Source organism: Ruegeria sp. BC6, assembly GCF_056539185.1.
Genome location: NZ_JBQFUM010000001.1, coordinates 171,754 through 197,980 on the forward strand (window position 1 = coordinate 171,754; position 26,227 = coordinate 197,980).

The following is a 26,227-nucleotide window of genomic DNA, read 5'->3' on the forward strand; positions in this document are numbered from 1 at the left end:
TATCCCGGATCGCGTGAAGCTCTACCTCAGGCCAGCGATCGAAGGGCTTGAGCAGGCGATTCAGGATCGGCCGTTCGGCCCGATCGACCTGTTGCACTTGAATGCGCAGAAGAACAGCAGGGTCGCCGAGGTGGATGCGGTCTGGTCTGGCCTGGCTGACAGATGCTACCTGATTCAGGGAGACAACCGAAACGGCCATGTGCAGGCAAGCTCGGCCCTTTTGGTTCAGCAAGGGCGCGCGCGGCCGGTCAACCTGATTGGACCGGAAACCCTGCACAGCGCGAATTTCGGCCTTTTGGAGACTGGTCCGGGCGTGGCGCGCAACGCACTCAGCCTGGACGGGCTTGCCCATCAGCGCATTCTCGTGTGCGTGTGCCATCAGGATGATGAAACGCTGTTTGCCGGCTCACTTCTGGCGCATCTCAAGGAGCGTGCCGAAGTTGTCGTTGCAAGCTTTTTCCGGCCTGCATCCAACCGTCGAGACACCAATACGCGCGAGGCCGCGATGCAACAGGTGTGCGACCTGATTGGTGCCACCCGGGTGCAACTGCCCTTTGCGGTCGAAAGTGATTATCCAAGGCTGCGCCGTTTTATTCGCATGCCAACCGGCGATGGCATGCCAGAACCTGAAATCGTCCGGCCACTGCGCCGCCATCCGTTGTTTGGACTGTTATCCGGATCCGCCTATGCGTTGATGAAGCAGTTCGCGCCGACAACCGTCATCACTCACAACCGAGTTGGCGAATACGGGCATGTCGAACACGTACTGTTGCATCATGCGGTCAGGCAGGCATCTGCACGGTACACGGACGCCCAGATGTTGACGTTTGGATTCAACCTGCCAGCGGCAGATTTGACTGTGCCAAGCCTGCCGGATCAAAAAAACAGGATGTTTGACTGCTATATGCCGCAATGGAACGGGCGCAGGCTTTATGATTTTGCTCTGGATGACGAAACCTTCGCACGGGTCGATCCGCAAGAAATCCCCTGATCAGAAGGCGGCGGGACCACCAGGCAACCGTGCGGTTTTGATTCCCGAGGACCTGTATGTACAGGTGGGCGCCAGGTAAACGGGCCAGGACCCGAACAGAGCCAGCTCCCTCGGAATTGCTTAAGGCCACCGGAATGCTACCAGTCACGAGAAGGGCAGAACCCGCCAAGGGCGTAAGTAGGGCGCAACACAGAGTTGCACAAGGGGCTTGCACAACAGTTTTTGGTCTGGGTCGTGAGGAAGTTGATTGTGGGGGCAAATCCTGGGCATGGCGGCCGGGTAAAATCCGGGGTGATGATCAACACCTGCCAACTTGACAATTTGTTCGCTAATTGTTCACATTCTGCGCATGACAGTTGAACTTCAGCCCGGACAAAGACTGGCCAGGGGTGTCTCTCGGCACCTTGTGACGCACGGCTTTGTTTCGATTGAGGAATTCGTCCCGACCCGCGGGTTGCGCGTTGACGTCATGGGGTTGGGGCCAAAGGGCGAGCTTTGGGTGATCGAGTGCAAGTCCAGCCGGGCGGACTATATGTCCGATTCGAAGTGGCAGGGTTATCTGGATTGGTGCGACCGCTTCTTTTGGGCGGTGGACACGGACTTTCCCACCGAACTGCTGCCCGCTGAAACCGGACTTATCATTGCGGATGCTTATGACGCCGAGATCGTACGCATGTCTCCCGAGACCAGGTTGGCCGGGGCAAGACGCAAAAAGATGATCCAGAAATTTGCCATGGACGCCGCGCGGCGGTTGCATGGCCTGCGTGATCCGCGGCTTTGATTTCAGCCTTTGACGGCGCGTGCGGCCTGTGCTGCGGCGCGGATCTCGTCGGCGATTTCCTCGGCTTCTTCTGGGTCGAAATCCATGGGGATTTCAAGCTCGCCCGCCTCGATGAACAGGCGCACCATTCCATGGTCGGTCGGACCGATCTGAAGGTTCGCTTCGATGTCACGTTCGGTATTGATGCCCATTCTCGCCTCCGGGGACTGAGCGTTTCTGCTAGCCTGCAACGCAATGGGAATCAAGCGGAGTGTGTGGCCGATGTCACAAGGGGACTATGCTGTGATCCGGCCGTTTCGCGACGATGACCGCGATTGGCTGGTCGAGCGCCACGGAACGCTTTACGCGCGCGATGAAGGATTTGACGAGAGCTTCGCCCTTCTGGTGGCCCGTATTCTGGACGAATTTGTCGCCGGGCATAATCCCCAACGCGAGAGGGGATGGATCGTTGAAAGTGACGGAAAGCGCCTGGGTAGTATTTTCTGTGTCGCGCAGGATGAAACTACCGCCAAACTGCGCCTTTTTTTGCTGGAACCCGACGCGCGGGGCAGGGGACTTGGAGCGCGGCTTTTGATGACATGCATGGGTTTTGCACGGTCCACAGGGTACACGTCGATGGTCTTGTGGACCCACGAAAGCCACAGGGCTGCCTGCAAGCTGTACCAAGCGCATGGATGGCGCCTGACCGACAGCAAACCGGTTCATTCCTTCGGCGTCGATCTCATCGAACAAAGCTGGTCAATTCGACTTTAAGGCTCTTGCAATCCCCGAACGCGTTCGTTAAATCGCCCCTCACGAGTGCCGCCTTAGCTCAGTTGGTTAGAGCGCTGGATTGTGGATCCAGAGGTCCCCTGTTCAAGCCAGGGAGGCGGTACCATCTCCCCTCGACAAGACTGCTCGTCGTCCGCTTTCGACTGTACGCTGTTTTTCCGCCAGTTCGGCTGGGATTAACGAGGTCGGCCGCACGAGATTTGCCGCACAATTGGCAGAATTAAATTGGTTTTTACTGTTCCCCTTGCCGCCGGAAGCCGTGGGTTTGGGATTGTGCGAGAGGGCAATCGACTCCGGACAGAACCTCTCGTCTGCTTCCGTGGTGCTAAGGGCGCCTGCGTCTGAAGGTCCGGTGCGCGTGTAGCGTTGCACCAGTCGGCGCAGACATTCCCTTGTACGGAATTCGACCCTCGCAGCATTGGTGCGGTTTGTGTAAGAAGAAGGTCAAAGGCAGTTCGGGAACAGGCGTAAATGTCTCAGACCATTACCGTATTCACGACGATGAAAAACGAAGGCCCCTACATGCTGGAGTGGGTCGCATTTCATCGGACGTTGGGCGTCGATCACTTTGTGATTTTCACCAATGACTGTGAGGACGGTACCGACAGAATTGCACAACGGCTTGAGCAGATGGGTTTGGCATCCCACGTCCCAAATGCTGTGCCTGAGGGTGGAAATCCCCAGCACCAGATGCTCCGGCGGGCACGGCGGCATCCCAAGGTCAAAGAAGCCGACTGGCTGATGTGCCTTGATGTCGATGAGTTTTGGAACATCCGATGCGGCGACAACAGCTTCGCGGCGTTGATTGATGCCGTCGAACAGAAGGCAGGACAATCGGTGGACGCCATTTCGTTCGCATGGCGGTTGTTTGGGACGTCGGGCAATATCAGTTTTGACGACACGCCCGTGACACGGTCTTTTTGCATGGCCGATCAGGAGTTTCCCTATCATTCGGGTCGCGCATATGGTCTGAAAACGCTGTTTCGGAACAATGGCAAGTTCACGCGGTTCGGTCCGCATAGACCCAAGGGCATTGAAGAGGGCAAAGAGGCCGAGGTCGCATGGTCGGACGCCGGCGGAAATCTGTTTCCGGCCCAGAATGTCGGTTGGCGCGCCTGGAGGAATTTTGACCATTCCTTCGGACGGCTCCATCATTATTCTGTTCGATCTCTGGATGGCTTTCTTATCAAGCGGGACCGGGGGCGGACCAACCACGTAAAGGTGGATCAGGGGCAATCCTACTGGTCGGACATGAATGCTAACAAGGTTCAGGACACCTCGATCCAGCCGATCGCCCAGCGTGCAGCACCGTTGCTTGACGAACTCAAATCGGATCCCGAGCTGCGCGAATTGCACGAACGGGCCTGCGACTGGCACCGCGCCAAAATCGCCGAGATCAAGATGCGCCCCGATTGGGTGGAGTTCCGGTCTTGGCTGGCCGACAATCTGGTGTGACGGCCATGGCGGGCGATCTGACCAAAGCGCAGCTGCAACCTGCCCACCCGGATCGTAAGACCGGCTATGAACGCATTCTGACCGATCCGCCTCCGCCTTGGTTTGTCGAGATTTACCCCGGCGGGGACGGGAAGGGGTTTCTGCAAAAGCTCGACCGTCACTCGATTCTCTTCCACCAGCGTGACCCGGCGCGGCTGGTCATCAGTTTTGACAATATTGCAAATGCCAATGACCTGTCCTTTGCCCGCGAGCCGTGGGGCTGGAAATTTTTCCGGGACGATGGATGGTCCCATCTGGGCGTGATCGCCCGCACAAAGGCATGGTATCGCGACCCCGAAATCATCGGTTATTTCGAGGACAAGGCGCGCGAGGGGTTTTTTGACCAGTTCGAACAAGTTGTGTTTGCCGGGGCGTCCATGGGAGGGTTCGCCGCGTTGACCTTCTCGGCGCTGGTGCCGGGTGCGATCGTCATTGCTTTCAATCCTCAGACCACATTGGACGAGCGGCGGGTCCCTTGGGAAACTCGCTATCGGTTCGGTCGTGTCCAGGACTGGGATCTGCCGCTGAGTGACGCTGTCGATACCGTTCAGGCCGCCGCCCGGGCCTATGTGTTTTACGACCCGTTTTTTGACTTGGACAGGCAACAGGTCACACGGCTGCAGGGCGGCAATGTCGTTCTTCTCAAAACCTGGTTCGCCAACCACTTCGCCGCACCCATGCTGCGGAAACTCAATCTTTTGAAGCCGGTGATGCAGCAGGCGATGCGTGGGACCCTGGAGCCGTCCGAGTACTACAAGATGATGCGTGCCCGACGGAGACTGCCGATCTACATGCGCGGTATTGAAGCCGTGGGCGAAGAACGTCACCCAAAGCTGGTAATGGCCGCCCGCCAGCGATTCCGGGCCATGCGCCGGGCTATGGCGGCAGGGGACGCGTCATGACGCCCAAACGGGGCGTGTTCATCGGCCAGCGCAAAGACCGCATGGGTGCCCGACTGCTGATGATGCTGACCTGCATACGCCTGGCCGAGGATTTCGGCGCGGATTATCGGGTCAACTGGTTTCCACCTGGGGCCGATGCCCCCGAACTGGACAACCCGGAAGAGCTGTTCGATCCCGAATGGATCAAATCTCACTTTCTGGATCAGAAAACCCACGATCGGCTGTCGAAGAATGCGCTGCCGGTCTGGAGCTTTTTGGGCGACGCGACGCCCGATCGGCTGATGGCGCATCTGGCCGCTGGCCGCTCGGTCTTGGTCGAAGAGGGATTCGAGGTTCTTGCCTTTCCTTGGGAGGATATTGAGGCGATCCGCCCACGCTACCGCGAGTTCATTCACCGTATCGGGTTCACTCCGCAAATCCGGCACATCATGGAGCTTGCCGATGCAAGGCTCTCGGGGCAGGGCGTTTCTGCCTACCATATCCGGCGCGGTGACATTCTGAACGCGCTGCCCTGGAAGCACACCACCTGGCCGGCAAAGGTCGAGCCGGAAGAACTTTACGATATGCATCTTTCCAAGAGGCTGGACCGGCCCGCGATCATGTTCTCGGACCAGCCCGAGCTGATTGCGCGGTTTCAAAAGCGTTATCCGAACCTGATGCAGATGTCCGACATTGCGGACCTGTCTGGAATGACCCGAGCACAGCGCGACTTTCTCGAGCTTTTTGCCATGTCCCGGGCCGAACAGGTGATCGCTCCGTTCATCTCGGCCTTTTCCATGGCGGCTGCACGAATATCGGGGCAGCAAAGACTGGTATTCCGCGATGTCCTGACTGAGGCCGAATTGGACGAGGCGAACGAAACCGTCATCCGGCGCGTGGCGCAAGGCCCCGAGACTTTTCTGAACCCATCCGAGGCCGCCCATGTCTATGCCAAGGCTGCGCAATACCTGTGCGCCCAGGATCGGTGCCAAGAGGCTTTTGATCTGGGCCAGCCGATCCTCGATGCCGGGGCGGACAACGCTTTTCTGCCCCTGCTGCAGGCGCTGAACGCGTTCTATCTGGGCAAGTGGAAGGAAAGCGAGCAGCTGGCCCGGGGCGGGTTGGAAAACCCGCATCTTTGGCCCGAAGATCACGCGGTTCTGACCGCATTGCGGGGGGCCATTCTTGGCGCCAGAAAGAAACGCTGGGCAGCCGGGCGTCACTTTGCAAAAGCTTTTTGGGCCAAGCCTTTGCGACCCGATGTTGTGGTTTTGGGTTCGCGCATGCTGTACCGCGATCAACTGCCCGTTCGACTGTTTCCGCCTGTGGATTGGGCCTTGCAGCGAAAGTTGCGCCAACGTCGGTTTCCACCATTCAACAACCTGTACCTTGTCCAGCACAAGGTGATCGTGAGGGCGCCCTGCAATTTCGACATGATCCTGCTTGATTGGTCCGATCTTTCCCTGGACCAGCGCGCCAGGCGGCTGCAGGACAGCGGTCCGCGCCTGCAAGCTTTGTGGGCCGGGCTGACTGCGATCGACGACGTGCCGGAACAGGACCCCGCTGTGGAAAGCCTGTCATCGTTGCTGCGATGGCACATGGGCGAGGTTGCCGTCGAGACGGCAATTGATGCCGCCCGGGACGTGGTTCTTCGGTGCCCTGACAACCCCCTGTACTACAAACGTCTTGCCGAGCTCTATGCGGATGCAGGTGACCGACGACAGGCGCGATTGACTATGGCCGAGGCGCTGGCTTGTGACCCTGACAGCGCGTTTCTGGTTTTCGCGATGGGGCAACTCTTGGCGCGCATCGGCGCCGAAGAGCAGGCCGAGGCACAGATCCTGCACGCGGCCGAGCTGGACGACATCACCGCCGCCATTCAAGGGGCCGCGGGTCAGATTTGCCTGAAGCGCGGCGAAAAACAGCGGGCGCAGGTGTTTCTGCAACGGGCCAAGGCGTTGTGCCCAACCTACAAACGGTTTTCCAACCAGCTCAAAAGGGCAGAGGGGTAACATGCGGGCCTTTCACGATATCCAGCACCATTCAGGGTCATCTGTGTGCAAACAAGCCCAAGGTTTCGACTTGGTCACCGCCTGCAATGGAATTACTCTGGCGGGCAAACACTGGTCTTGCGTGCCCGCGTCCGGCCTGCAAGGCGCCAAAAACTGAGGCAAAAATGGTCGATCAGCCCCCCCGCTTTGTCAGCGTTACCCCGATGAAGAACGAAGGCCCGTTCGTTCTGGAATGGGTCGCACACAATCAGGCTATTGGCATCGACCAGATGGTCGTGATGACGAATGACTGCACTGACGGGACGGATGCGCTGCTCGAGCGGCTCGACCAGCGCGGGGTTCTGATCCATGTGGACAACAATTCCCGCCGCGCAACAAGCCCTCAGAAACGCGCGTACAAACGCTTTTTGCAGATGGACATCGCGGGGCCTGAAGACTGGGTGATCGTGATCGACGCCGACGAGCAGATCAATGTGAAGACGGGTGACAACACGCTGAAATCATTGGTTGATGCCGTGCCGGATGCCAAGATGATTTCAATGACATGGCGCTTGTTCGGCAATGCCGGAGTGGTTCAATACGAAGACAGATTCCTGTCCGACCAATTCCGCCATGCTGCCCCCGAGCGCAAACCCAGACCGGCGCAGGCATGGGGGTTGAAGACGATGTTCCAGCGGCACTTGTGGGATGCGATCGGTGTTCACCGCCCCAAACGTCCGACGGTCGACCGCATGGGAGACTGCCATTGGTACAATGGTTCGGGTCAGCCAATGCCCGAGCGTTATTTTACAAGCAGTTGGCGGTCGGCGCGGGACTCGGTCGGATATGACCTTGTGCAGCTCAACCATTATGCTCTGAAGTCCTGCGAGAGCTACTTGGTCAAGAAAGTGCGGGGACGGGCTCATCACACGGGCGACACCCTGGGCTTGGAATACTGGAACATCATGAACCAGAATGCGGTGGTCGAAACATCGATTGATGCGATTGCCGAGCGCAAGCGGGACTGTTTCGACGACCTGATGTCGGACCCCGAAACGGCCCGGCTGCACCGTCAGTCCTGCGAACTGCACCGCAAACAGATATCGGAACTGCTTGGCACGTCCGAGATGCAGGAGTTGATGCATCAGATGACCACGCAGGCCGATACCGTGACAAGGGGCGCAACCTGATGCTGTGGTTGCACTTAGGGATGCCGAAGACAGGGACGACCGCCTTGCAGTCCTATCTGCGCAACAATGCGTCGGCCTTGTCGGATGCCGGGCTCAGATATATGGAGGCCGGACGTCGCAGACCAGAAGGGGACGATCACCCCAAGGTCAGCCATAACCTGTTGGCGTTCCACATGAATCAGTCCGCAGAACCGATGGACAAGTACCGTGAGGCCGTTGCGCGCGAGTACGAGGCACATGGCAGCAAGGCCTGCCTGATGTCGTCGGAAATGTTCTATTCGGCCGATCTGGAACGGCTTGCGCAGCTCTTCACCGCAATACCCGCTCGCGAAATGCGTGTGGTATTCTATTGCCGCCGCTACTCCGATTTCTTTGAGGCGGATTACAAGCAGCGGGCCAAAAATGGCCGTTTGCCAGCCGACGGTTCAGCCTTGATTCGGGACCAGCTGGCGAAGATCAAGGCCGAGCCTCACTCGGTTTCTTTTTCCGGCGCGGTTTCCCGAATCCGCAACGCGTTCCCGGGTGTAACGGTTGTGCCGGCACTCTATGACCGCGACGAAATGTTGAATGGCAATATCGTCGATGACTTCCTGAACATACTGGGCGTGTCGCGACCCGGAGGGGAGGTTGCCAGTGAGCCCGCCAATCCAACACTTTCCCGCGCTGCAAGTGAAGCCTTTGGCGTCGTCACGCGAGCCATCGGGCGCAAGCGCAGTCGCCAACTGCGTCGTCAGGTCCCTAAAGAACCCATCATGTTCCGGCGCCACGACGTTCTGGAACCCGAGGAGCGGGCATGGCTTGATACCTATTTGACCGAAGCCGACGAAGGATTTCGGGCTGAATTCTTTCCCGACCGGGACACTCTATTCAAACCGGTCTGGCTGAGCCCGGACGAAGTCAGGTTTCGTCGTGATGCGCCGGACGAGATCATTGCGTTCAAGCAGGCTGCAGAAATCGTGTTCAGAATGGCCTTGGGTGAATAGGCTGGCGGCGCCACAGGCCTAATCAAGCGAGATCTGCTGTCGTTGCTTCCCAGTGGTCTTGTCGAAGATCAGGATGCGGTTGTCATCGGTCACCACGGCGAACCAGTTGTTTCCGATGGTCACGGCTTGTGCCTTTGCACCGTCCGGCAGTTCGATCTGATCGGGCAGGGTGGGGGTCCGGTCGGATAGACGGATGACAATCAAGGCGAATGTCACTAGAACCCCGCCAATCATCACCGCGGTCAGCAGCATGACCATGCGGCGCAGAAGGCGCAGTTGAGGCGTTTCCTGCGGTTCTTGGGGATCTGAAGGGACAGTCATGGGCACCCGGCAAATAGACTTCGTTATCGCGGACGCTCCGCCGCCCCGCCTTGATAAGGCGCTTTCGCGGGATGTGCCAGCAGATGAAAACCTGTCGCGCACCCGGCTGGTCCGGCTGATCGAAGAGGGCGCGGTTCTGGTCGACGGCAAGGTCGTGCTCGACGCTAAAGCCAAAGTGCCGGAAGGCGCCGTTGTGTCCATAACCGTCTCCGAAGCGGACGAGAGTCACATCGGGGCCGAGGACATTCCGCTGGACATCGTGCATGAAGACGCCGACCTGATCGTGATCAACAAGCCCGCGGGCATGGTCGTCCACCCGGCACCGGGATCACCCAACGGCACTTTGGTGAACGCCCTGCTGCACCACTGTGGCGAGGAATTGTCGGGGGTAGGCGGGGTCAAGCGGCCGGGCATCGTGCACCGGATCGACAAGGATACCAGCGGGCTGCTGGTGGTCGCCAAATCGGATGCGGCCCATCAGGGGCTTGCGGCCCAGTTCGAGGCGCACAGCGTCGAGCGGTATTACCGCGCATTGTGCTACGGCGTGCCCGACGCCAACGATCCTCGGCTGCGCGGCATCAAAGGCGTGAGTTTCGAGCCCGGCAACGTGATGCGGATCACCACGCAGTTGGCCCGGCACAAACATGACCGGCAGAAACAGGCGGTGCTTTTCCATGGCGGGCGCCATGCCGTGACGCGCGCGCGCGTCGTTGACGTGTTCGGACAACCCGGCGCGGTATCATTGATCGAGTGCTGGCTGGAAACCGGACGCACCCACCAGATTCGGGTGCACATGGCACATGCGGGCCACGGCTTGGTGGGCGACCCGGTCTATGGCGGCAGGCGTAAACTGTCGGCCCGGTCGTTTGATGCAGACGCTGCGGAGGCGGTGCGTGCGTTCCCGCGCCAAGCCCTGCACGCGGCCGTCCTGGGCTTTGTTCATCCCGTTTCCGGCGAGGAAATGCGTTTTGAGGCAGCATTGCCGCAAGATATCGAGGCACTCATCTCAGTTCTGAAACAACCTGCAAAGTCTCGTGACTAAGACTTTCTTAGCTTTCCTTTATCGTTCCTTAATCCCAGACTGTTAACACCTGCTCTTGAATGGTCCTGAACGTGGCCCCATATCCATGTTAAGGGCGTAAACATTTGTCCAAGGGACGTGATACATGGCAAATTACAAAAATCTCCCCGTGCCTACGCCAGAAGGTGGGCTGAACCGGTATCTGCAGGAAATCCGCAAATTCCCCCTGCTGGAGCCGGAAGAGGAGTACATGCTGGCCAAACGTTGGGTCGAAGAGCAGGACACCGAAGCGGCGCACAAGATGGTGACATCGCATCTGCGACTGGCCGCCAAGATCGCCATGGGCTATCGCGGCTATGGTTTGCCGCAGGCCGAGGTGATTTCCGAGGCCAATGTGGGCCTGATGCAAGCCGTCAAGCGGTTCGATCCGGAAAAAGGCTTCCGTTTGGCGACCTATGCGATGTGGTGGATCCGCGCCTCGATCCAGGAATACATCCTGAGATCCTGGTCGCTGGTGAAACTGGGCACCACCTCGGCACAGAAAAAGCTGTTCTTCAACCTGCGCAAGGCGAAAGCACGGATTGGCGCGTTGGAGGAGGGCGACCTGCACCCGGACAATGTCAAGCGGATCGCCAATGACTTGGGCGTGACCGAAGAAGAGGTCATCAGCATGAACCGCCGCATGTCGGGTGGGGACGCGTCGCTGAACGCCACGGTTGGGTCCGAGGGCGAAGGCACCATGCAGTGGCAGGACTGGCTGGAAGACGAAGATGCCGACCAGGCCGGCGACTATGAGGCCCGCGAAGAGCTTGAGGTGCGCCGCGAGTTGCTGACCGAGGCGCTGGACGTCCTGAACGACCGCGAAAAGGACATCCTGACCCAGCGCCGGTTGATGGATCAGCCCGTGACGCTCGAGGAACTGAGTACGCAGTACAATGTCAGCCGCGAACGCATCCGTCAGATCGAGGTGCGCGCCTTTGAAAAGCTGCAGAAAAAGATGCGTGAGTTGGCGCGTGAAAAGGGCATGCTGGCCACCGCCTGATCACGGCAATCAGATGAACAAGCGGCCCGGGGAAACCCGGGCCGTTTTTTTCGTCATGTCCTACTGCAGCTGTTGGCGGAATACCCGTACCATGTTTTCGCCCATGACCTTGCGGATCTGCGCTTCGGTCAGGCCTTCGTCCAACAAGGCCGAGGTCAGCGCCGCCAGTTCCGACGTGTCAAATGCGGTCTCGACCGAGCCGTCATAGTCGGACCCCAGTGCCACATGGTCTTCCCCGACCGTCTCGATGGCTGCCTTGATCATTTTGGCAATTCCCGCCGGGGCGATGTCGCCGCAAGTAACGTCGGCCCAGTATCCCATCCCGATGACACCGCCGGTCGCCGCGATTTCCTTCATCAGGTCATCGGGATAGTTGCGCTTGACCGGGCAGAACCCGTGCAGACCGCCATGGCTGACGATCAGCGGCTCGTCGGTCATGGCCAGCACGTCGCGCGCCACTTGCGGGCTGGAATGGGCCAGGTCGATCACCACCGGGCGCTTGGCCAATTCGGCCACCACCTGCCGTCCGAATTCGGTCAGGCCCGCGTTCCCGGTGCCGTGCAGCGAGCCGCCCAGTTCGTTGTCAAAGAAATGCTGCAGCCCGAACACCCTGTGTCCCGCATCGAATATCGGGTCGAGATTGGCCAGATCGCCCTCCAGCGGATGGGCGCCTTCGATCCCCAGAATGCCGCCCACGACCTTTTCGCCGCGCGCGCGGGCGTCGAGCACCGCATCCAGATCCGCGCGGGTCTTGATGACCTTGAGATGTCCGTTTGAGGCGGCCTCGAACCGGTGCAGTTTCTCGGCCTGATAAATCGCGCGTTCTTTCAAGCTGTCCCAGGTGCGCAGCGGCCACAGCTGACCGATGGCCAGAAGGGTGATGTTGTCGAATGCCTCGGCCGAGTTTGCCTCGTAATTCTGCCCGGCCGGCGACTTGGTCACGGCGGTGAACACCTGCAGCGCCACGTTGCCTTCGATCAGCCGGGGAATATCCACCTGGCCGCGGGTTCCGCGCTCGGTCAGGTCGCGGCTCCACAGCAGCGGGTCGGCATGCAGGTCGCCCACGATCAGGGTTTCGTGCAGGGCCGCCGCGGTGTCGGACACCGGGTATGGGGCGTGGTCGATCACGTTGTTGCGCGCGTCTTCGACATACGGCGGCACAACTACAAAAAATATCACGGCCCCGATGACGACCACAGCCGCCGTGAGGCCTGCCAGCCATTTCAGAAATCTTCTCACGTTAGTCCCTCCCGTTTGTCATGCGCAGATTACGGGTGTCCCGCGTACAGAAAAGCCTGACTTGGCGTCGCTTGGCTGATACAGAGAGCGCAACAGATGTTGGCGCAAACATTTCAGCACCCAACGTGGTCAAATACGGAGGACACCATGCACAAGCCGGTTCAGTGGGGCATTCTGGGGGCGGCGAAATTCGCACGACAATTCATGGGTCCGGCGATCCATGCGGCTTCGAGTGCGCGACTGGCTGCTCTGGCGACTTCGGATCCGGCCAAGGCCGAGCCGTTTCAGGACTTCTGCCCTGACCTGAAGGTGTTTGACGACTATGACGCGCTGCTGGCTTCGCCCGAAATCGAGGCGGTTTACATTCCGCTGCCGAACCACCTGCATGTGGAATGGAGCCTGAAGGCGCTAGAGGCCGGCAAGCACGTTCTGTGTGAAAAGCCGATGACCATGCGCGCCGAGGAGTTCGACGCTCTGATCCACAAGCGCGACCAGACCGGGCTGCTGGCGGCCGAGGCCTATATGATCGTGCACCACCCGCAGTGGCAGCATGTGCGCGACCTGATCGCCGAAGGCGCCATCGGAGATCTGGTGCATGTCACGGGCGCATTCAGCTTCGACAACCGCGCGGACACAGGCAATATCCGCAACCGCGCCGAAACCGGCGGCGGCGGGCTGCGCGACATCGGTGTCTACGTCATCGGGTCGGCCCGTTTTGCGACGGGGCAGGAACCGGACACCGTGCAATCGGCCATCCGCTGGGAGGATGGCATCGACGCGTTCACCGAAATCCGCGCGCAGTTTCCCGGCTTTACCTATTCGGCCTATGTCTCGATCCGAATGCATCCGCATCAAGAAATGGTCTTTCACGGCGAGCGCGGCCTGATCCGCCTGACCGCGCCGTTCAACGCGCGAGTGTTTGGCGAGGCCCGGGTCGAGCTGCATCGCCCGGGGCTTGAGGTTCTGGTGCGGCGCTTCCCGGCCGACGATCACTACAAGCTGCAGGTCGAGGCGTTTTGCCGGTCCGTTCGCGCGGGCGACGAATACCCGTGTCAGCTCGAATTCTCGCGCGGGACGCAGGCGATGATCGACCGGGTGTTAGACGGCGCAACGCCGCTCTGACTTGCGTGATCAGCCGCCCCACGCCTAAACTGGTGAGCACCTGAACAGGAGGGGGCAATGGCCGGAGGCTGGGCGCGCGACGGCGCTGTAAGTGAACAGATCGAGGCTTCGATTTCAGACGAGCTGGCACGGATGCAGGCAAAAAAGCGTCCGGTCGGTGAAAGCCTGACCCATTGTGCAGAGTGCGAAGAACCGATCCCCGAAAAGCGCCGACTGGCGATCCCCGGGGTCAAGCTGTGCCTGGATTGCCAGCAAGAGCGTGATGGTGCTTTCAAGGCCCGCGGCGGTATCAATCGGCGCGGCTCCAAGGACAGCCAGCTCAAGTGAAGGGGCCCGGCAAAGACGGCGGTTCCCTTTTTCAGAATGGCTTGTTTCTTGGGTTCATGGCCGCATTTCTTTGGGGCACGCACAGCGTCATCGTGCGCTACCTGGCCGGAGATCTGGGTGGCATGCAAATTGCCACAACTAGGCTGTTCATAGCTGCTTTGGCCATCTACGGCATGTTGCGTGCGATGAATGCGCCGGTTTCCGTCCAGCTCCGGGATTGGAACTTCCGTCTTGCGGTTTTGGCGACCGTCATCAACTATATTCTGTTTCATATCGGGCTTGAACACACCGGTGCAGGCAGCGCGATGGTGTTGGAAAATACCGCGCCGTTCTTTGTTCTGGTTTTCTTGTATTTCTTCGCCGACACCCCTGTTGGAAAAACCGATGTTCTGGCGACCCTTCTGGCCATCTTGGGGGTCTTTCTTACGGTTTTCCGCGATTTCGAAGGCGGCGGGGACCCGGTTCTGGGGGATATGATGGAAATTGGGGCCGGGGTCAGCTGGGCGGTGTTCCTGATCGCCAGCAGTCGGGCCATGCGCGCGTCGAAATCGACGGCCGAGCGTCTGAATTTCCTGTTTGGTGTGTTCCTGTGCTCGGCCGTAATTCTGCTTCCGCTGTCCGTTTTTGCACTGCGGATGCCATCCGGCAGCGATTTGGTGTTTTTGGTTTTGCTGGGCGTTTTCCCGACTGCGTTGGCCTACTACCTTTGGTACGAGGCCGCCGCGCGTGTATCGACGTTGACCGCGACCCTTTTGTTCGCCGCCTCGGTGGTGTTCACCTTCGTCAATTCGGCAATTTTTCTGGGGGCACCGATCACCCCAATGGCTGCGATTGGGGCGGGATTGATCGTATTCGCGGTGTTCCTCACGACCAGAAAAAACTAGGCGACAGCCGGAACGGGGTTATCGGCGGCGCCACCAGCGCCGCAGCAGGTTGACGTCCATGGCGGCAACCATAATGCCCAAGGGGATCATCCAAAACCCCAGAACAGGAAGGAAGCCGAAGACGCCTGCGACGATCAACAAAAGTCCCACGACAAACCGCAGCCCCCGCGGGACATTGCGGCGGATCCGGGCGAGAACAGGGCGCAGGCGGTCCTTGATGGCCCGCCAGCGCCCCTTGTCGGTTGGGTCTGTCACCCCTCCAGGGCCTCCAGTTCGTCGATCATCCCCGAGATCATCGACAGACCCTTATCCCAGAATTTCGGGTCGCTGGCATCCAGCCCGAACGGGGCCAAAAGCTCTTTGTGGTGCTTGGAGCCGCCCGCGCGGAGCATCTCGAAGTACTTTTCCTCGAACCCGTCCGCGCCGCTTTCATAGACCGAGTACAGCGCGTTCACCAATCCGTCGCCGAATGCATAGGCGTAGACATAGAAGGGCGAATGAACAAAGTGCGGGATATAGGCCCAAAAGGTCTCGTACCCTTCCATGAATTCAAACGCCGGGCCAAGGCTTTCGGCCTGAACGCTCATCCACAGGGCGTTGATGTCGTCCGGCGTCAGTTCGCCCTCGCGGCGGGCGGCGTGCAGCTTGCATTCAAAGTCGTAGAAGGCGATCTGGCGGATCACCGTGTTGATCATGTCCTCGACCTTGCCGGCCAGCAGAACTTTGCGTTGCTCGGGCGTTTCGGCCTGATCCAGCATCTTGCGGAAGGTCAGCATCTCGCCGAAGACGCTGGCGGTTTCAGCCAGCGTCAGGGGGGTCGAGGACAGCATCTCGCCCTGACCGGCGGCCAGCACCTGATGCACGCCGTGGCCCAACTCGTGCGCCAACGTCATCACGTCGCGCGGTTTGCCCAGATAGTTGAGCATCACGTAAGGATGCACATCGGTCACGGTGGGGTGCGCAAAGGCGCCCGGAGCCTTGCCCGGTTTCACCGCCGCGTCGATCCAGCCTTTCGAAAAGAACGGTGCTGCAATCTCGGCCATGCGGGGATCGAAAGCGGCATAAGCCTCCATCACGGTCTTCTCGGCGTCCTCCCACGACACGGTGCGGGTGTCTTCCATCGGCAGCGGCGCGTTGCGGTCCCAGACCTGCATCACATCCAGACCCAACCATTTGCGCTTGAGCTCGTAATACCGGTGGCTGAGCTTGGGATAGGCGGCCACCACCGCCTCGCGCAGGGCTTCGACCACTTCGGGTTCGACATCGTTCGCCAGGTGCCGCGCGGTCTGCGGGGTCGGCATCTTGCGCCAGCGGTCGATGATTTCCTTTTCCTTGGCCTGCGTGTTGTGGACGCGGGCAAAGGTTTTGACGTTGTCTTGGAACACGCGGGCCAGTTCGCGGGCCGCGGCCTCGCGCTTGGACCGGTCCTGTTCGGTCAGCAGGTTCAGGGTGCCCTCGATGTTCAGCTCTTCGCCGTTCACGGTAAAGGTCAGCCCGGCGATGGTTTCGTCGAACAGCCGTTCCCACGCGTCGCCGACCACCCCCAGATCATGCAGGAATTTCTCCAGTTCGTCCGACAGTTGATAGGGCTTCATCGCGCGGATGCGGCGGAAGACGGGCTCGTACCGGGCCAGGTCCGCGTTGGTCTTAAAATGAGCGGCCAGCACGTCATCGTCGATGCGGTTGATCTCGAGCGTGAAGAACACCAGCGGCGTGGTGAAAAGCGTGACCTTTTCCTGCATGTCCGACAGGAACTTGGCGCGCTCGGCATCCGTGGTCAGCTGGTAATAGCGCAGCCCGGCAAAAGACATGATGCGCCCGGCGATGGCGTTGATCTTTTCGTTGCGCTGGACACAGTTCAGCAGGCCCTGAGCGTCAAGATCGGCCAGCTTGCCTTCGTAATCGGCGGCAAAAGCCGCGCATTCCTGTTCCAGCCACTCAAGGTCGCGGGTCAGTTCCGGCGCGTCCTGTCCCTTGTACAGGTCGTCCAGGTTCCATTCCGGCAGGTTGCCAAGGTTGTCGGCGCCGCCACCGGCATTTGCGTCTCGGACGGGGAAGGGAAGCTCGTGCATGAAACACCTCGATTGTCTGCGTTGGATCACATCTAGGCGCAGGGCGCGCGGATCACAAGCAGCCGAGGTGTCAGCGCGTCATCGCAAGTTCGGGTGTCTGCCCGTTGGCGGCGGCCGAAAAATGCGCGGCCATTTCCTCGAATACGGGGCCGCGGACCTCGGGCGGTTCCATCATCACCTCGTGTTCGCCGTCGGGGATCTCGACCAGCCTTCCGCTGGGCCAATTCGCCATCCGCGCCCGGATCGCCTTGCGGTCCACGATCTGCTCGTGGCTGCCAAGATAGGTCAGACAGGGAATGTCGGGCGCTGTCTGCGCCATCAGCCAGGCGCATTCGTCCAGCGCCTCGCGTAGCCAGATGGTGGACGGCGCGCCCAGGGCCAGTTCAGGATGCGCTTTCAACTGATCCTGCATCATCCGGTACATCCCGGGGTCGCGGGTCAGCGCGTTGCCCTCGAAAGGCTGGATCAGAACATAGCTTTCCAGTGACGTGGTCGGGGGCGTCTTTTCGCCCAGCCCGATCCGCGGCCCCCAATAGGCGGTCAGACGGCTGAGCGGTTTCATGAGCGGGGTGAAGAAGATGCCCCACATCGGGCCGGTGAAGGCACAAGAGGCAAACAGGCCGGTTTCCAGAACCGCGCGCATCCCGATCGCGCCGCCCATCGAATGGCCGATCACGTGCCAGGGTTTCGGCAGGCCAAGCTGCTCGGCCAGTTTCAGCGTTTCGCGCACGTCCTGCTGATAGTCGGTAAACTTGTCAACGTGACCGACGCGCGGATCTTCCAGCAACCTGTCGGCCAGACCCTGTCCGCGCCAATCCACGGCCAGTACAGCAAAGCCGCGTTGTACGAACTCACCCGCTGCATTGCCATATTTTTCAATATATTCCGTGCGGCCGGGAAAGATCATCACCGTCCCGGTCGCCTCACCTTCGGGGCGCCAATGGCCCACGCGAATGCGTGTGCCGTCGCTTGTGGTCAACCAATGCGCGGCGCCGCCGGCGGGACCGCCGGCCACATCTTCAAAGAAAGGGGCCGGCGACAAGTCCATCAGGCCAGCACCGAGGCAAGCTTCATGGCAACACCCATGTCGCCGTCGACGCTAAGCTTGCCGGCCATGAACGCACCCGTGGGGTTCAGCTCACCGCTGAGGATCTGCTCGAACGTTTCCGCGTCGGCGCTCAGGGTGACTTCGGCGTCCTCGTCGCTGACCCGCGCGCCATTTTCATCCAACACGATCGAGCCGAGGTCGGCGATGGCGAATTTCGCCGACGAATCGAAATCGCCACCCGACAGTTTTTCGTTCAGCGCGGCTGCCGCTTTTTCAAGAGTGTCGCTCATGGTCTTCCTCATTTGTTAGTGCGCCGTGAATGGACATCCGCGGTCGCAACGCTACACTGATCATTGTTATGAGCATTGCAATCAACAATCTCAAAGGTACCGTTGCGGCATTTGCCCTCCTAGTCATGTATTCCACCACTGGGATTGCGCAACAGGCCGATTTGCGGGACGAAGCCGAGCTGCTGCGGCAGCTTGCCGAAGCGTCTCCCGAGCAGGCAGCCGGTCTGGATCGGCAACTGCAGTCGCTGTGGTCGCAATCAGGGTCTGCCTCGGCTGATCTGCTGCTTGAACGCGGACGTGAAGCACTGGACGAGGGCAATGTCGAAGCGGCGTTGGACCATCTGACGGCACTGACGGACCATGCACCCGATTTTGCAGAAGGTTGGCACGTGCGCGCTTCCGTGTTTTTTGGGCTGGAGCGGTTCGGCATGGCGGCCGCCGATCTTGAGCACGCGCTTGCGTTGAACCCGAACAATTACGAAGCCATCTACGGGCTTGGCCTGATCTTTGAGGTGCTGGGTCAGCCCGAACAGGCCTATGACGCCTATTCCCGCGCGCTGGCTATACATCCCCATCACGAAGAAGTAACCAATGCCGTGAATCGGCTGAAACCGCAGATTGCGGGCAAGGCGCTTTAAGGTCCGGGCAGGGGGCAAAGGTGAACGGGGAATCCCGAATCGTGGCCGTACTTGGCCCGACCAACACAGGCAAAACCCACTATGCCATCGAGCGCATGCTGGGGCACCGGACCGGTGTCATCGGCCTGCCGCTGCGGCTGCTTGCGCGTGAGGTCTATGACAAGATCGTCGCCATCCGCGGCCCCTCGGTGGTGGCTCTTGTGACGGGCGAGGAACGCATCGTTCCGCCGCGCACGCAATACTGGGTCTGCACGGTCGAGGCGATGCCCGAGGGGATGGGCACCGATTTCGTGGCCATCGACGAAATCCAACTGTGCGCCGACCCCGAGCGCGGTCATGTGTTTACCGACCGGCTGCTGCGGATGCGTGGGACGCACGAGACACTTTTTCTGGGTGCCGACACGATGCGCGGCCCGATCGCGGCGCTGGTGCCGCAGGCGCAGTTTGCTCGGCGCGAGCGGATGTCGCAACTGGTCTACACCGGATCCAGGAAGATCAGCCGTATGCCGCCGCGCAGCGCGATCGTCGGGTTCTCGGTCGAGAACGTCTATGCCATTGCCGAGCTTCTGCGGCGGCAAAAGGGTGGGGCGGCCGTGGTCATGGGCGCGCTCAGCCCGCGCACGCGGAATGCGCAGGTCGAGCTGTACCAGAATGGCGAGGTCGACTATCTGGTCGCCACCGATGCCATCGGTATGGGTCTGAACCTCGATGTGAACCATGTGGCGTTTTCGTCCCTGTCCAAATTCGATGGCAGGCGTATGCGGCCGCTGGCTCCGAACGAACTGGCCCAGATCGCCGGGCGCGCCGGGCGCGGCATGTCGGATGGCACCTTTGGCGTGACGGGCGAGGCATCGCCACTGGACGAAGGCGTGGCGCAGGCCATCATGGACAGCCGATTCACGCCGATGAAAAAGCTGAACTGGCGGAATGCTGCCTTACGGTTCGGCTCGGTCGATGCGCTGATCGACTCGCTCGAGGCCAGCCCGGACAACGAACACCTAGTCAAGGCCCGGCCCGCCGACGACCTGAACGCGCTCAAGTCGCTGGCCCAGGTGCCCGAGGTTGCGGCCCGTGCCAGCGATGGTCCGTCGATCCGCCTGTTGTGGGATGTTTGCCGAATCCCCGATTTTCGAGGCATCAGCCATGCGGAACATGCCAGCCTGCTCGAATCGATCTTCGGACATCTGCACGAACGCGGCACGATCCCCGAGGATTTTCTGGCGCGCCAGATCCGCCGGATCGACAGAACCGACGGCGATATTGATGCACTGTCCAAAAGGTTGGCATATATTCGCACGTGGACATATGTTGCGCAACGAAACGGCTGGGTGCGCGACGAATCCCATTGGCGCGCGGAAACCCGCGCTGTAGAAGACAGGGTGTCAGACGCTTTGCATGAATGTCTGACGCAAAGATTTGTGGACCGGCGTACATCTGTTCTCTTGCGCCGGCTCAAACAGAAGGAGGCCCTTTTGGCCGAAGTGAATGACAAGGGTGAAGTGACCGTCGAAGGCGAATTCGTCGGTCGTTTGGAAGGGTTCCGGTTCATCCCGGACAAAAGCGCGCAGGGAACCGAGGCGAAAGCGCTCAAATCGGCCTCACTGCAAGCACTCGCGCCGCAATTCCATCTGCGTGCCGATCGCTTCTACAATGCGCCCGATACCGAAATTGATTTTACCGATCAGGGTGGCCTGATGTGGGGCGAATATGCCGTGGGCAAACTGGTTGCCGGGGCCGAACCGCTCAAACCGATGGTCGAAGTGTTCGTGGACGAGGCCGCAGGGCCGGAAGTTGAGCAGAAGGTGCAGCGCCGCCTGCAACACTTCATCGACCGCAAGATCGCGGCGCTGTTCGAGCCCCTGCTGAACCTGTCGCGCGACGAAGAACTGACCGGGCTGGCCAAGGGATTTGCCTTCCGCATGGTCGAGGCGTTGGGCATCCTGCCGCGTGCCGGAGTCGCACAAGAGGTCAAGGATCTGGACCAGGACGCGCGTGGCGCGCTGCGCAAGCATGGCATCCGGTTTGGCCAGTTCACCATCTTCATGCCGCTGCTGCTGAAGCCTGCCCCGACGCGCCTGCGTCTGGTGTTGTGGGCCCTGGCAAATGGACTTCAGGAGTTTCCCGAAGCGCCGCCGCCGGGCTTGGTGACGGTGCCCGTCGCCAAGGGCGCGCCCGAGGGCTATGACACCATGTGCGGCTACCGCAATGCGGGCGAGCGTTCGATCCGTATCGACATGTTGGAGCGTCTGGCCGACATGCTGCGCGCCGAAGACAGCCGGGGCGGTTTCGAAGCCAAGGCGGACATGTTGTCGATCACCGGCATGACGCTGGAGCAGTTCGCCGACCTGATGCAAGGGCTGGGCTACAAGGCCGAGCGCGGTGAACGGACCAAGATCAAACCGGCTCAGCCGACCGAGCAACCACCGGCAGCAACCGCCGAAGCTCCGACCGAGACCGCCGAAGCAGAGGCGCAGTCGGATGTGGCCGTCGCCGCCGAGGCGCCAACCGAGGCTACCGACAGCACCGAGGCTGAAGCCGAGGCCACGGCCGCAGACCCTGCATCGGACGAACCCGAAGTCGAGGTGTTCTACACCTTTACCTGGGGCCGTCAGGCCAACCGGGGGCCACGTGGTGACCAACGGCAGGGTCGGAGCAAACCGGGCGGGAAGCCTCGGGATGGTCGCGGCAAGCCGCAGGGCAAGAAGGGCGGCAAGCCGCAAGGGGCCAAGACCTTCTCGTCCCGGCCGCCCAAAAAGGAAAAGGCGATTGATCCCGACAACCCGTTTGCCGCTGCGCTGATGGGTCTGAAGGACGGCAACTGATCGCTGATGGCCGACGCACCGGCCAAGCTGCGGATCGACAAGTGGCTGTGGCATGCGCGGTTTTTCAAGACCCGCAGCCTGGCCGCCAAACAGGTCAGCGGCGGGCATGTGCGCATCAACGGTGACCGGGCCCAGAAGCCGGCGCAAACCGTCGGGCCCGGTGACGTTCTGACTTTCGCTCAGGGGCGGGTTATTCGCGTGGTTCAGGTCGAAATCCTGGGCGCGCGACGCGGCCCGGCGACCGAGGCGCGGACGCTGTACACGGATTTGTCCGAAGAGAAGGATAATCCGCCACAAAATCCGGGTTTCGAAGGAAAAGGTCGTCCGACCAAGAAGGATCGGCGCGCGCTTGATCTTTCTCGCACCCCCAAGGGCTGATCTTCTCTTGAAGATGGGGGCAGACTGAATTAGCTAGTCGCCCAAACCTCTGACGGGAATTGGACCATGACCTACGTTGTCACCGAGAACTGTATCGCCTGCAAATACACCGACTGCGTCGAGGTATGCCCGGTGGATTGCTTCTATGAAGGTGAAAATACCCTGGTCATCCATCCGGATGAATGCATCGATTGCGGCGTGTGCGAGCCGGAATGCCCGGCGGACGCCATTCGCCCCGATACCGAGCCGGGAATGGAGCAGTGGGTCGAATTCAACCGCAAATATGCCGAACAATGGCCGGTTATCGTAACCAAGAAAGACCCGCTTCCGGGCGCCGAAGAGCGCGACGGGGAAGAGGGCAAGATGGAGAAATACTTCTCCGAAGCTCCGGGCGAAGGCGGCTGAGCGATTCGGGTCGCAAAACCCGAAAGGACGCCGTAAGTTTTGGCCCTAATGCGCTGAAAACCGTCACAGATTTCGATCCGAAGGCCCCGTCCGCTTTCAGGTGTCGTAATTTTGTGATATACTCTTAAGGCAAATGATGATCGAGATGGGGACGACTCCGTAAGTATGCTCACTTTGGAGTTCTGAGTTTTTGACATGTAATTAGCCTGACAGGGGTCGCGGGTGACCCCGGTTAGGTTTTTTGTCGCTTTTTTCCAGCTCTGCAACCAAGGAAACACGTGCATGACAAAGTCGAAGAAGCTTGAGTTCCGTCCGAACGACTATGTTGTCTACCCTGCACATGGGGTCGGGCAAATCATATCGATTGAAGAACAGGAAGTCGCTGGATACTCGCTCGAGCTGTTCGTCATCTCATTCGAGAAAGACAAGATGACCCTGCGGGTGCCGACCAACAAGATCACTGAATCCGGTCTGCGCTCGCTCAGCTCGCCCGATGTGATCAGCCAGGCGATGAAGACGCTGAAGGGCAAAGCCAAGGTAAAGCGTGCCATGTGGTCGCGCCGGGCCCAGGAATACGAACAGAAGATCAATTCGGGTGACCTGATCTCGATCGCCGAGGTGGTGCGGGACCTGCACCGCACCGACGACCAGCGCGAGCAGAGCTATTCCGAGCGTCAGCTCTATGAAGCCGCGCTTGAGCGTCTGACGCGCGAAGTTGCGGCCGTGTCCGGTTCGGACGAAATCGCAGCGGCCAAGCAGGTGGACGAAGTCCTGACCTCGCGCGCGGCCTGATCGGGCTTTGAAGCAACACCAAAGGGCCGCTCTGGTTTCAGAGCGGCCTTTTTCATGCCCGATCGCTTGGTTCGCGCCGCCTTTCCCGCTAATTTCCCAGTCATTGGAACCGTGTACGGGTCAGTCATGAAGCAGACGGTCAAGGCACTCTATATCGGCAGAGGGGCGGTTTCGGTCTGGTTCCGGTACTGTCTGATCCTGTTCGACCTTGCCTCGATCGTGTTTTTCGTGGCGACGGCGAACATTCCGCACGGCCCCGGATTGATTGCAGTCAGCTGGGCGGTGGGGCTGATCATCCTGCTGGATTTCTCGGCTCGGATGTGGATCGCGAAAGACCGCAAGAAGCTGCTGTTCAAAATCTACACGCTTGCGGATCTGGTCGTGATCGCATCGCTGATCCTTGACCCTTTCCTGACCGGCAGCCTTGCGTTCCTGCGGATTCTGCGCGCGCTGCGGCTGATCCATTCCTATCACCTGTTGCATGATCTGCGCCGCGACAGTGAGTTTTTCCGAACCCACGAGGATGCGGTCATCGCGGCCGTGAACCTGCTGGTGTTCATTTTCGCAACATCCACCGCCGTACTGGTTTTCTATATCCCCGAGGACAGCCAGACCCCGTATATCGATGCGCTGTACTTCACGATGGCGACACTGACCACGACGGGTTTCGGCGACATCACACTGAACTCTCCGGGCGGCAAGCTGTTCTCCGTCTTCATAATGGTGGTTGGTGTGGCGCTGTTCGTGCGGCTGGCTCAGGCCATTTTCATGCCGCAGAAAGTACGCCACAAATGTCCCAATTGCGGCCTGTTTCGGCACGACCCGGATGCCGTACACTGCAAACATTGCGGTGAGACACTGCGGATCAAAACCGGCGGTGTCGGCTAGAGCAGGGCCGCAACGGCCAGCAGGAAAGCAACCTCGGACAGCTGTTGCGATGCCCCCAGGATATCACCGGTCTGACCGCCAATCTTGGCTTTGGCTATGGTTGCCAGACCCACGGTCGCGGCTACCGCACAGGCGACGGGCAGAAGGGCGGTCCAGCCCAGAAGAGCCAGAGAGAAAACGAAAGCCAGCCCAAGACCGGCTGCAACCGACAAAGTCGGAGGTGCACCGACGCTATGGCTCAGCCCGCTGCCGCGGGCGTTCGGCAGGCCCGCCATCAATAGTGGCATAACCGCACGGGAAAACACAGCCGCCGCCAGAATTCCGGCCGGACTTCCTGCCGCCAATAGTGTTGCGACCGCCGAGATTCTGAGCAGTTGAATGACCAACAAGGCCAGCACCCCGTAGGTGCCGATATGGCTGTCCTTCATGATCTCGAGTCTGCGTTCGGGTGTATATCCGCCCCACAGCCCGTCCGCGGTGTCGGCCAGCCCGTCCTCGTGCATGGCGCCGGTCGCAGCGATCAGAACGGCGACAGCAAGGACTGCGCCGACTGTCCCGGAAAGGCCCACGGCCATCGCAGACCAGCCTACGATGCAGCCCAAGCCTCCAACGACCAGCCCGGCCGCAGGATAGGCCCAAGCGGCTTTGGACTGTCGCTCGAAGAGCGATTTGGGCAGCACGGGCAATGGCAGCCGCGTCAAAAGAACCAGAACCAGCGGCACGTCCCATGGCGAAAAGGTTCGAGTGTCGTTTTTGTGCACTTGCGCGCCTTTCGAGGGGTTGTTGCTTTGCCTGCTTCGGTTAAACACGCAGGACCACTCCGATGCAACGAGGCTTTGAATGCTGCCTGAACTCAATGATCTGAATACCTTCCGCGACGCACTGCGCAATGCTCCGGGGCCGGATGAGGCTGCAAGGCAAGGGGCTGCCGACCGCAACGGACAGCTGACCAAGCCGCCGGGTGCGTTGGGCCGGCTCGAGGATCTGGCGATCTGGTATGCCGGTTGGCGTGGGGATGCCCGGCCGCAGATCGAGGCGCCTCAGGTGATCGTATTTGCCGGCAATCACGGCGTGACGGCGCAGGGTGTCTCGGCCTTTCCGTCCGAGGTTACGGTTCAGATGGTCATGAACTTCGAGCACGGAGGCGCAGCCATCAACCAACTGGCCAGGGCAGCCGGGGCCAAGATGACGGTACACGCGCTGGACCTGGATCGGCCAACGGCCGACTTCACAAAGGCCCCGGCAATGCCCGAGGACGAGCTTCTGACCGCTCTGCAGACCGGCTGGAACGCTGTTGATCCCACCGCAGACCTTCTGGTCGTGGGCGAAATGGGCATTGGCAACACCACCCCTGCAGCGGCCATCGCCTGCGCGTTGTTCGGCGGAGAAGCCGCTGATTGGACCGGGCGTGGAACCGGTGTGGACGATGCGGGCCTTGCCAACAAGACGCGCGTCGTGGCCGAAGGTGTTGCGCTGCACGGAGCATCGGACGACGGGCTTGAGATGCTGCGGTGTTTGGGAGGGCGCGAGATCGCGGCCATGGCAGGGGCCATTGCAGCCGCCCGAATTTTGCGCATCCCGGTCATTCTGGATGGGTTCATCTGCACTGCGGCTGCGGCTTGCCTCGATCGTCTGGCGCCGGGAGCGCTGGACCATGCCGTCGCCGGCCATCTGAGTGCGGAAGGTGCGCACGCAGCCATGCTGACCAAGCTGAACAAAGCGCCGTTGCTGAGCCTCGGGCTGCGGCTGGGCGAAGGGTCGGGGGCTGCGCTGGCCATCAACATCCTGAAAAGCGCCGTCGCTTGCCATTCGGGTATGGCCACTTTTGCCGAAGCCGGTGTGTCGGACGGTTGAGC

The 26,227-nt window shown here is 60.4% G+C and carries 28 protein-coding genes and 1 tRNA gene; 21 read left to right on the forward strand and 8 right to left on the reverse strand.

Translation table 11 applies throughout. The annotated features are described in order from the left end of the window. Positions 1-13 precede the first annotated feature (13 nt). Complete coding sequence (locus ACR0MM_RS00815) at positions 14-991, forward strand: PIG-L deacetylase family protein (protein WP_480693891.1); 978 nt, start codon at positions 14-16, stop codon at positions 989-991. A 349-nt stretch (positions 992-1,340) separates the two neighbouring features. Beyond that, positions 1,341-1,772: an MmcB family DNA repair protein gene (locus ACR0MM_RS00820; RefSeq protein WP_170419303.1), complete on the forward strand. Its 432-nt coding sequence runs from the start codon at positions 1,341-1,343 to the stop codon at positions 1,770-1,772. A 2-nt stretch (positions 1,773-1,774) separates the two neighbouring features. On the opposite strand, the gene ACR0MM_RS00825 is transcribed toward ACR0MM_RS00820, so the two are convergent. Further along, entirely contained in the window at positions 1,775-1,963 is a 189-nt protein-coding gene (locus ACR0MM_RS00825; RefSeq protein WP_093961768.1) for a DUF6324 family protein, read from the reverse strand. 70 nt (positions 1,964-2,033) lie between these two features. On the opposite strand from ACR0MM_RS00825, the gene ACR0MM_RS00830 reads away from it, so the two are divergent. The 7 genes from ACR0MM_RS00830 (at position 2,034) to ACR0MM_RS00860 (ending at position 9,082) form a co-directional block, all read left to right on the forward strand. Then, entirely contained in the window at positions 2,034-2,525 is a 492-nt protein-coding gene (locus ACR0MM_RS00830) for a GNAT family N-acetyltransferase (RefSeq protein WP_480693893.1), read from the forward strand. A 47-nt stretch (positions 2,526-2,572) separates the two neighbouring features. Continuing rightward, positions 2,573-2,649, forward strand: a tRNA-His gene (locus ACR0MM_RS00835). Between the two features lie 365 nt (positions 2,650-3,014). Beyond that, positions 3,015-3,998 carry a glycosyltransferase family 2 protein gene (locus ACR0MM_RS00840; protein WP_480693895.1) on the forward strand — a complete coding sequence of 328 codons (984 nt, stop codon included), beginning with the start codon at positions 3,015-3,017 and terminating at the stop codon, positions 3,996-3,998. Then, a complete protein-coding gene (locus tag ACR0MM_RS00845; RefSeq protein ID WP_480693897.1) occupies positions 3,974-4,939 on the forward strand; it encodes a hypothetical protein in 966 nt (321 codons plus the stop codon). The genes ACR0MM_RS00840 and ACR0MM_RS00845 overlap by 25 nt, the downstream gene beginning before the upstream one ends. Beyond that, the gene (locus ACR0MM_RS00850) at positions 4,936-6,930 is read left to right on the forward strand and encodes a hypothetical protein (RefSeq protein ID WP_480693899.1); all 1,995 of its coding nucleotides are present in this window, start codon (positions 4,936-4,938) and stop codon (positions 6,928-6,930) included. The genes ACR0MM_RS00845 and ACR0MM_RS00850 overlap by 4 nt, the downstream gene beginning before the upstream one ends. A 164-nt stretch (positions 6,931-7,094) precedes the next feature. Next, a complete protein-coding gene (locus ACR0MM_RS00855; RefSeq protein WP_480693901.1) occupies positions 7,095-8,099 on the forward strand; it encodes a glycosyltransferase family 2 protein in 1,005 nt (334 codons plus the stop codon). Further along, on the forward strand, positions 8,099-9,082 hold the full coding sequence (locus tag ACR0MM_RS00860; RefSeq protein WP_480693903.1) for a hypothetical protein: 984 nt from the start codon (positions 8,099-8,101) through the stop codon (positions 9,080-9,082). Before ACR0MM_RS00855 ends, ACR0MM_RS00860 begins: the two co-directional genes overlap by 1 nt. Before the next feature lie 18 nt (positions 9,083-9,100). On the opposite strand, the gene ACR0MM_RS00865 is transcribed toward ACR0MM_RS00860, so the two are convergent. After that, positions 9,101-9,403: a DUF6476 family protein gene (locus tag ACR0MM_RS00865; RefSeq protein WP_093961773.1), complete on the reverse strand. Its 303-nt coding sequence runs from the start codon at positions 9,401-9,403 to the stop codon at positions 9,101-9,103. Here ACR0MM_RS00865 and ACR0MM_RS00870 point away from each other — a divergent pair. Continuing rightward, positions 9,402-10,445 (forward strand): RluA family pseudouridine synthase, encoded by a 1,044-nt coding sequence (locus tag ACR0MM_RS00870; protein WP_480693906.1) that lies wholly within the window; start codon positions 9,402-9,404, stop codon positions 10,443-10,445. The two genes, ACR0MM_RS00865 and ACR0MM_RS00870, sit on opposite strands and share 2 nt — an antisense overlap. A 124-nt stretch (positions 10,446-10,569) precedes the next feature. Continuing rightward, complete coding sequence (gene rpoH / locus ACR0MM_RS00875; protein ID WP_170339682.1) at positions 10,570-11,466, forward strand: RNA polymerase sigma factor RpoH; 897 nt, start codon at positions 10,570-10,572, stop codon at positions 11,464-11,466. Between the two features lie 60 nt (positions 11,467-11,526). On the opposite strand, the gene ACR0MM_RS00880 is transcribed toward rpoH, so the two are convergent. Beyond that, positions 11,527-12,705 carry a dipeptidase gene (locus tag ACR0MM_RS00880; RefSeq protein ID WP_480693908.1) on the reverse strand — a complete coding sequence of 393 codons (1,179 nt, stop codon included), beginning with the start codon at positions 12,703-12,705 and terminating at the stop codon, positions 11,527-11,529. A 147-nt stretch (positions 12,706-12,852) separates the two neighbouring features. On the opposite strand from ACR0MM_RS00880, the gene ACR0MM_RS00885 reads away from it, so the two are divergent. Genes ACR0MM_RS00885 through ACR0MM_RS00895 form a run of 3 tightly spaced genes read left to right on the forward strand, consistent with a single transcriptional unit; the run spans position 12,853 to position 15,038 of the window. Continuing rightward, positions 12,853-13,827: a Gfo/Idh/MocA family protein gene (locus ACR0MM_RS00885; RefSeq protein WP_480693910.1), complete on the forward strand. Its 975-nt coding sequence runs from the start codon at positions 12,853-12,855 to the stop codon at positions 13,825-13,827. A 57-nt stretch (positions 13,828-13,884) separates the two neighbouring features. Continuing rightward, the gene (locus tag ACR0MM_RS00890) at positions 13,885-14,154 is read left to right on the forward strand and encodes a DksA/TraR family C4-type zinc finger protein (RefSeq protein ID WP_093961778.1); all 270 of its coding nucleotides are present in this window, start codon (positions 13,885-13,887) and stop codon (positions 14,152-14,154) included. Continuing rightward, the gene (locus ACR0MM_RS00895; RefSeq protein WP_480693912.1) at positions 14,151-15,038 is read left to right on the forward strand and encodes a DMT family transporter; all 888 of its coding nucleotides are present in this window, start codon (positions 14,151-14,153) and stop codon (positions 15,036-15,038) included. The genes ACR0MM_RS00890 and ACR0MM_RS00895 overlap by 4 nt, the downstream gene beginning before the upstream one ends. 18 nt (positions 15,039-15,056) lie before the next feature. Here the strand turns inward: ACR0MM_RS00895 and ACR0MM_RS00900 are convergent, their stop codons facing one another. From ACR0MM_RS00900 to ACR0MM_RS00915, 4 genes are all read right to left on the reverse strand, one after another. Continuing rightward, positions 15,057-15,293 carry a hypothetical protein gene (locus tag ACR0MM_RS00900; protein ID WP_170339106.1) on the reverse strand — a complete coding sequence of 79 codons (237 nt, stop codon included), beginning with the start codon at positions 15,291-15,293 and terminating at the stop codon, positions 15,057-15,059. Then, positions 15,290-17,110 (reverse strand): M3 family oligoendopeptidase, encoded by a 1,821-nt coding sequence (locus tag ACR0MM_RS00905; RefSeq protein WP_480693914.1) that lies wholly within the window; start codon positions 17,108-17,110, stop codon positions 15,290-15,292. The genes ACR0MM_RS00900 and ACR0MM_RS00905 overlap by 4 nt, the downstream gene beginning before the upstream one ends. A 70-nt stretch (positions 17,111-17,180) precedes the next feature. After that, positions 17,181-18,158: an alpha/beta hydrolase gene (locus ACR0MM_RS00910; RefSeq protein WP_170580073.1), complete on the reverse strand. Its 978-nt coding sequence runs from the start codon at positions 18,156-18,158 to the stop codon at positions 17,181-17,183. Next, positions 18,158-18,448 (reverse strand): SCP2 sterol-binding domain-containing protein, encoded by a 291-nt coding sequence (locus ACR0MM_RS00915; RefSeq protein ID WP_093961784.1) that lies wholly within the window; start codon positions 18,446-18,448, stop codon positions 18,158-18,160. The genes ACR0MM_RS00910 and ACR0MM_RS00915 overlap by 1 nt, the downstream gene beginning before the upstream one ends. A gap of 68 nt (positions 18,449-18,516) precedes the next feature. Here ACR0MM_RS00915 and ACR0MM_RS00920 point away from each other — a divergent pair, with 68 nt between their 5' ends. The 6 genes from ACR0MM_RS00920 to ACR0MM_RS00945 all read left to right on the forward strand — a co-directional run bounded on the left by ACR0MM_RS00920 (position 18,517) and on the right by ACR0MM_RS00945 (position 24,371). Beyond that, positions 18,517-19,086 (forward strand): tetratricopeptide repeat protein, encoded by a 570-nt coding sequence (locus ACR0MM_RS00920; protein ID WP_254428893.1) that lies wholly within the window; start codon positions 18,517-18,519, stop codon positions 19,084-19,086. A gap of 20 nt (positions 19,087-19,106) precedes the next feature. Beyond that, a complete protein-coding gene (locus ACR0MM_RS00925) occupies positions 19,107-21,908 on the forward strand; it encodes a helicase-related protein (protein WP_480693916.1) in 2,802 nt (933 codons plus the stop codon). Between the two features lie 6 nt (positions 21,909-21,914). Continuing rightward, positions 21,915-22,286: an RNA-binding S4 domain-containing protein gene (locus tag ACR0MM_RS00930; protein WP_170389764.1), complete on the forward strand. Its 372-nt coding sequence runs from the start codon at positions 21,915-21,917 to the stop codon at positions 22,284-22,286. A 66-nt stretch (positions 22,287-22,352) separates the two neighbouring features. After that, a complete protein-coding gene (gene fdxA, locus ACR0MM_RS00935; RefSeq protein ID WP_093961788.1) occupies positions 22,353-22,691 on the forward strand; it encodes a ferredoxin FdxA in 339 nt (112 codons plus the stop codon). Between the two features lie 282 nt (positions 22,692-22,973). Then, entirely contained in the window at positions 22,974-23,483 is a 510-nt protein-coding gene (locus ACR0MM_RS00940) for a CarD family transcriptional regulator (protein WP_093961789.1), read from the forward strand. 126 nt (positions 23,484-23,609) lie between these two features. Then, positions 23,610-24,371, forward strand: a complete 762-nt coding sequence (locus ACR0MM_RS00945; protein WP_170357534.1) for an ion channel — start codon at positions 23,610-23,612, stop codon at positions 24,369-24,371. On the opposite strand, the gene cobS is transcribed toward ACR0MM_RS00945, so the two are convergent. Continuing rightward, positions 24,368-25,132: an adenosylcobinamide-GDP ribazoletransferase gene (gene cobS, locus ACR0MM_RS00950; protein ID WP_480693918.1), complete on the reverse strand. Its 765-nt coding sequence runs from the start codon at positions 25,130-25,132 to the stop codon at positions 24,368-24,370. The two genes, ACR0MM_RS00945 and cobS, sit on opposite strands and share 4 nt — an antisense overlap. A 79-nt stretch (positions 25,133-25,211) precedes the next feature. On the opposite strand from cobS, the gene cobT reads away from it, so the two are divergent. Then, positions 25,212-26,225 (forward strand): nicotinate-nucleotide--dimethylbenzimidazole phosphoribosyltransferase, encoded by a 1,014-nt coding sequence (gene cobT, locus ACR0MM_RS00955; protein ID WP_480693920.1) that lies wholly within the window; start codon positions 25,212-25,214, stop codon positions 26,223-26,225. The last annotated feature ends 2 nt before the right edge of the window (positions 26,226-26,227 follow it).

Coding starts and splice junctions, on each gene's coding strand:
- ACR0MM_RS00840 (WP_480693895.1), top strand. CDS start 3,015: ATGTCTCAGACCATTACCGTATTCACGACGATGAAAAACGAAGGCCCC.
- ACR0MM_RS00890 (WP_093961778.1), top strand. CDS start 13,885: ATGGCCGGAGGCTGGGCGCGCGACGGCGCTGTAAGTGAACAGATCGAG.
- ACR0MM_RS00865 (WP_093961773.1), bottom strand. CDS start 9,403: ATGACTGTCCCTTCAGATCCCCAAGAACCGCAGGAAACGCCTCAACTG.
- cobT (WP_480693920.1), top strand. CDS start 25,212: ATGCTGCCTGAACTCAATGATCTGAATACCTTCCGCGACGCACTGCGC.
- ACR0MM_RS00920 (WP_254428893.1), top strand. CDS start 18,517: ATGAGCATTGCAATCAACAATCTCAAAGGTACCGTTGCGGCATTTGCC.
- ACR0MM_RS00830 (WP_480693893.1), top strand. CDS start 2,034: ATGTCACAAGGGGACTATGCTGTGATCCGGCCGTTTCGCGACGATGAC.
- rpoH (WP_170339682.1), top strand. CDS start 10,570: ATGGCAAATTACAAAAATCTCCCCGTGCCTACGCCAGAAGGTGGGCTG.
- ACR0MM_RS00910 (WP_170580073.1), bottom strand. CDS start 18,158: ATGGACTTGTCGCCGGCCCCTTTCTTTGAAGATGTGGCCGGCGGTCCC.
- ACR0MM_RS00870 (WP_480693906.1), top strand. CDS start 9,402: ATGGGCACCCGGCAAATAGACTTCGTTATCGCGGACGCTCCGCCGCCC.
- ACR0MM_RS00850 (WP_480693899.1), top strand. CDS start 4,936: ATGACGCCCAAACGGGGCGTGTTCATCGGCCAGCGCAAAGACCGCATG.
- ACR0MM_RS00885 (WP_480693910.1), top strand. CDS start 12,853: ATGCACAAGCCGGTTCAGTGGGGCATTCTGGGGGCGGCGAAATTCGCA.
- ACR0MM_RS00860 (WP_480693903.1), top strand. CDS start 8,099: ATGCTGTGGTTGCACTTAGGGATGCCGAAGACAGGGACGACCGCCTTG.
- ACR0MM_RS00930 (WP_170389764.1), top strand. CDS start 21,915: ATGGCCGACGCACCGGCCAAGCTGCGGATCGACAAGTGGCTGTGGCAT.
- ACR0MM_RS00825 (WP_093961768.1), bottom strand. CDS start 1,963: ATGGGCATCAATACCGAACGTGACATCGAAGCGAACCTTCAGATCGGT.
- ACR0MM_RS00915 (WP_093961784.1), bottom strand. CDS start 18,448: ATGAGCGACACTCTTGAAAAAGCGGCAGCCGCGCTGAACGAAAAACTG.
- ACR0MM_RS00855 (WP_480693901.1), top strand. CDS start 7,095: ATGGTCGATCAGCCCCCCCGCTTTGTCAGCGTTACCCCGATGAAGAAC.
- ACR0MM_RS00940 (WP_093961789.1), top strand. CDS start 22,974: ATGACAAAGTCGAAGAAGCTTGAGTTCCGTCCGAACGACTATGTTGTC.
- ACR0MM_RS00945 (WP_170357534.1), top strand. CDS start 23,610: ATGAAGCAGACGGTCAAGGCACTCTATATCGGCAGAGGGGCGGTTTCG.
- ACR0MM_RS00820 (WP_170419303.1), top strand. CDS start 1,341: ATGACAGTTGAACTTCAGCCCGGACAAAGACTGGCCAGGGGTGTCTCT.
- ACR0MM_RS00905 (WP_480693914.1), bottom strand. CDS start 17,110: ATGCACGAGCTTCCCTTCCCCGTCCGAGACGCAAATGCCGGTGGCGGC.
- fdxA (WP_093961788.1), top strand. CDS start 22,353: ATGACCTACGTTGTCACCGAGAACTGTATCGCCTGCAAATACACCGAC.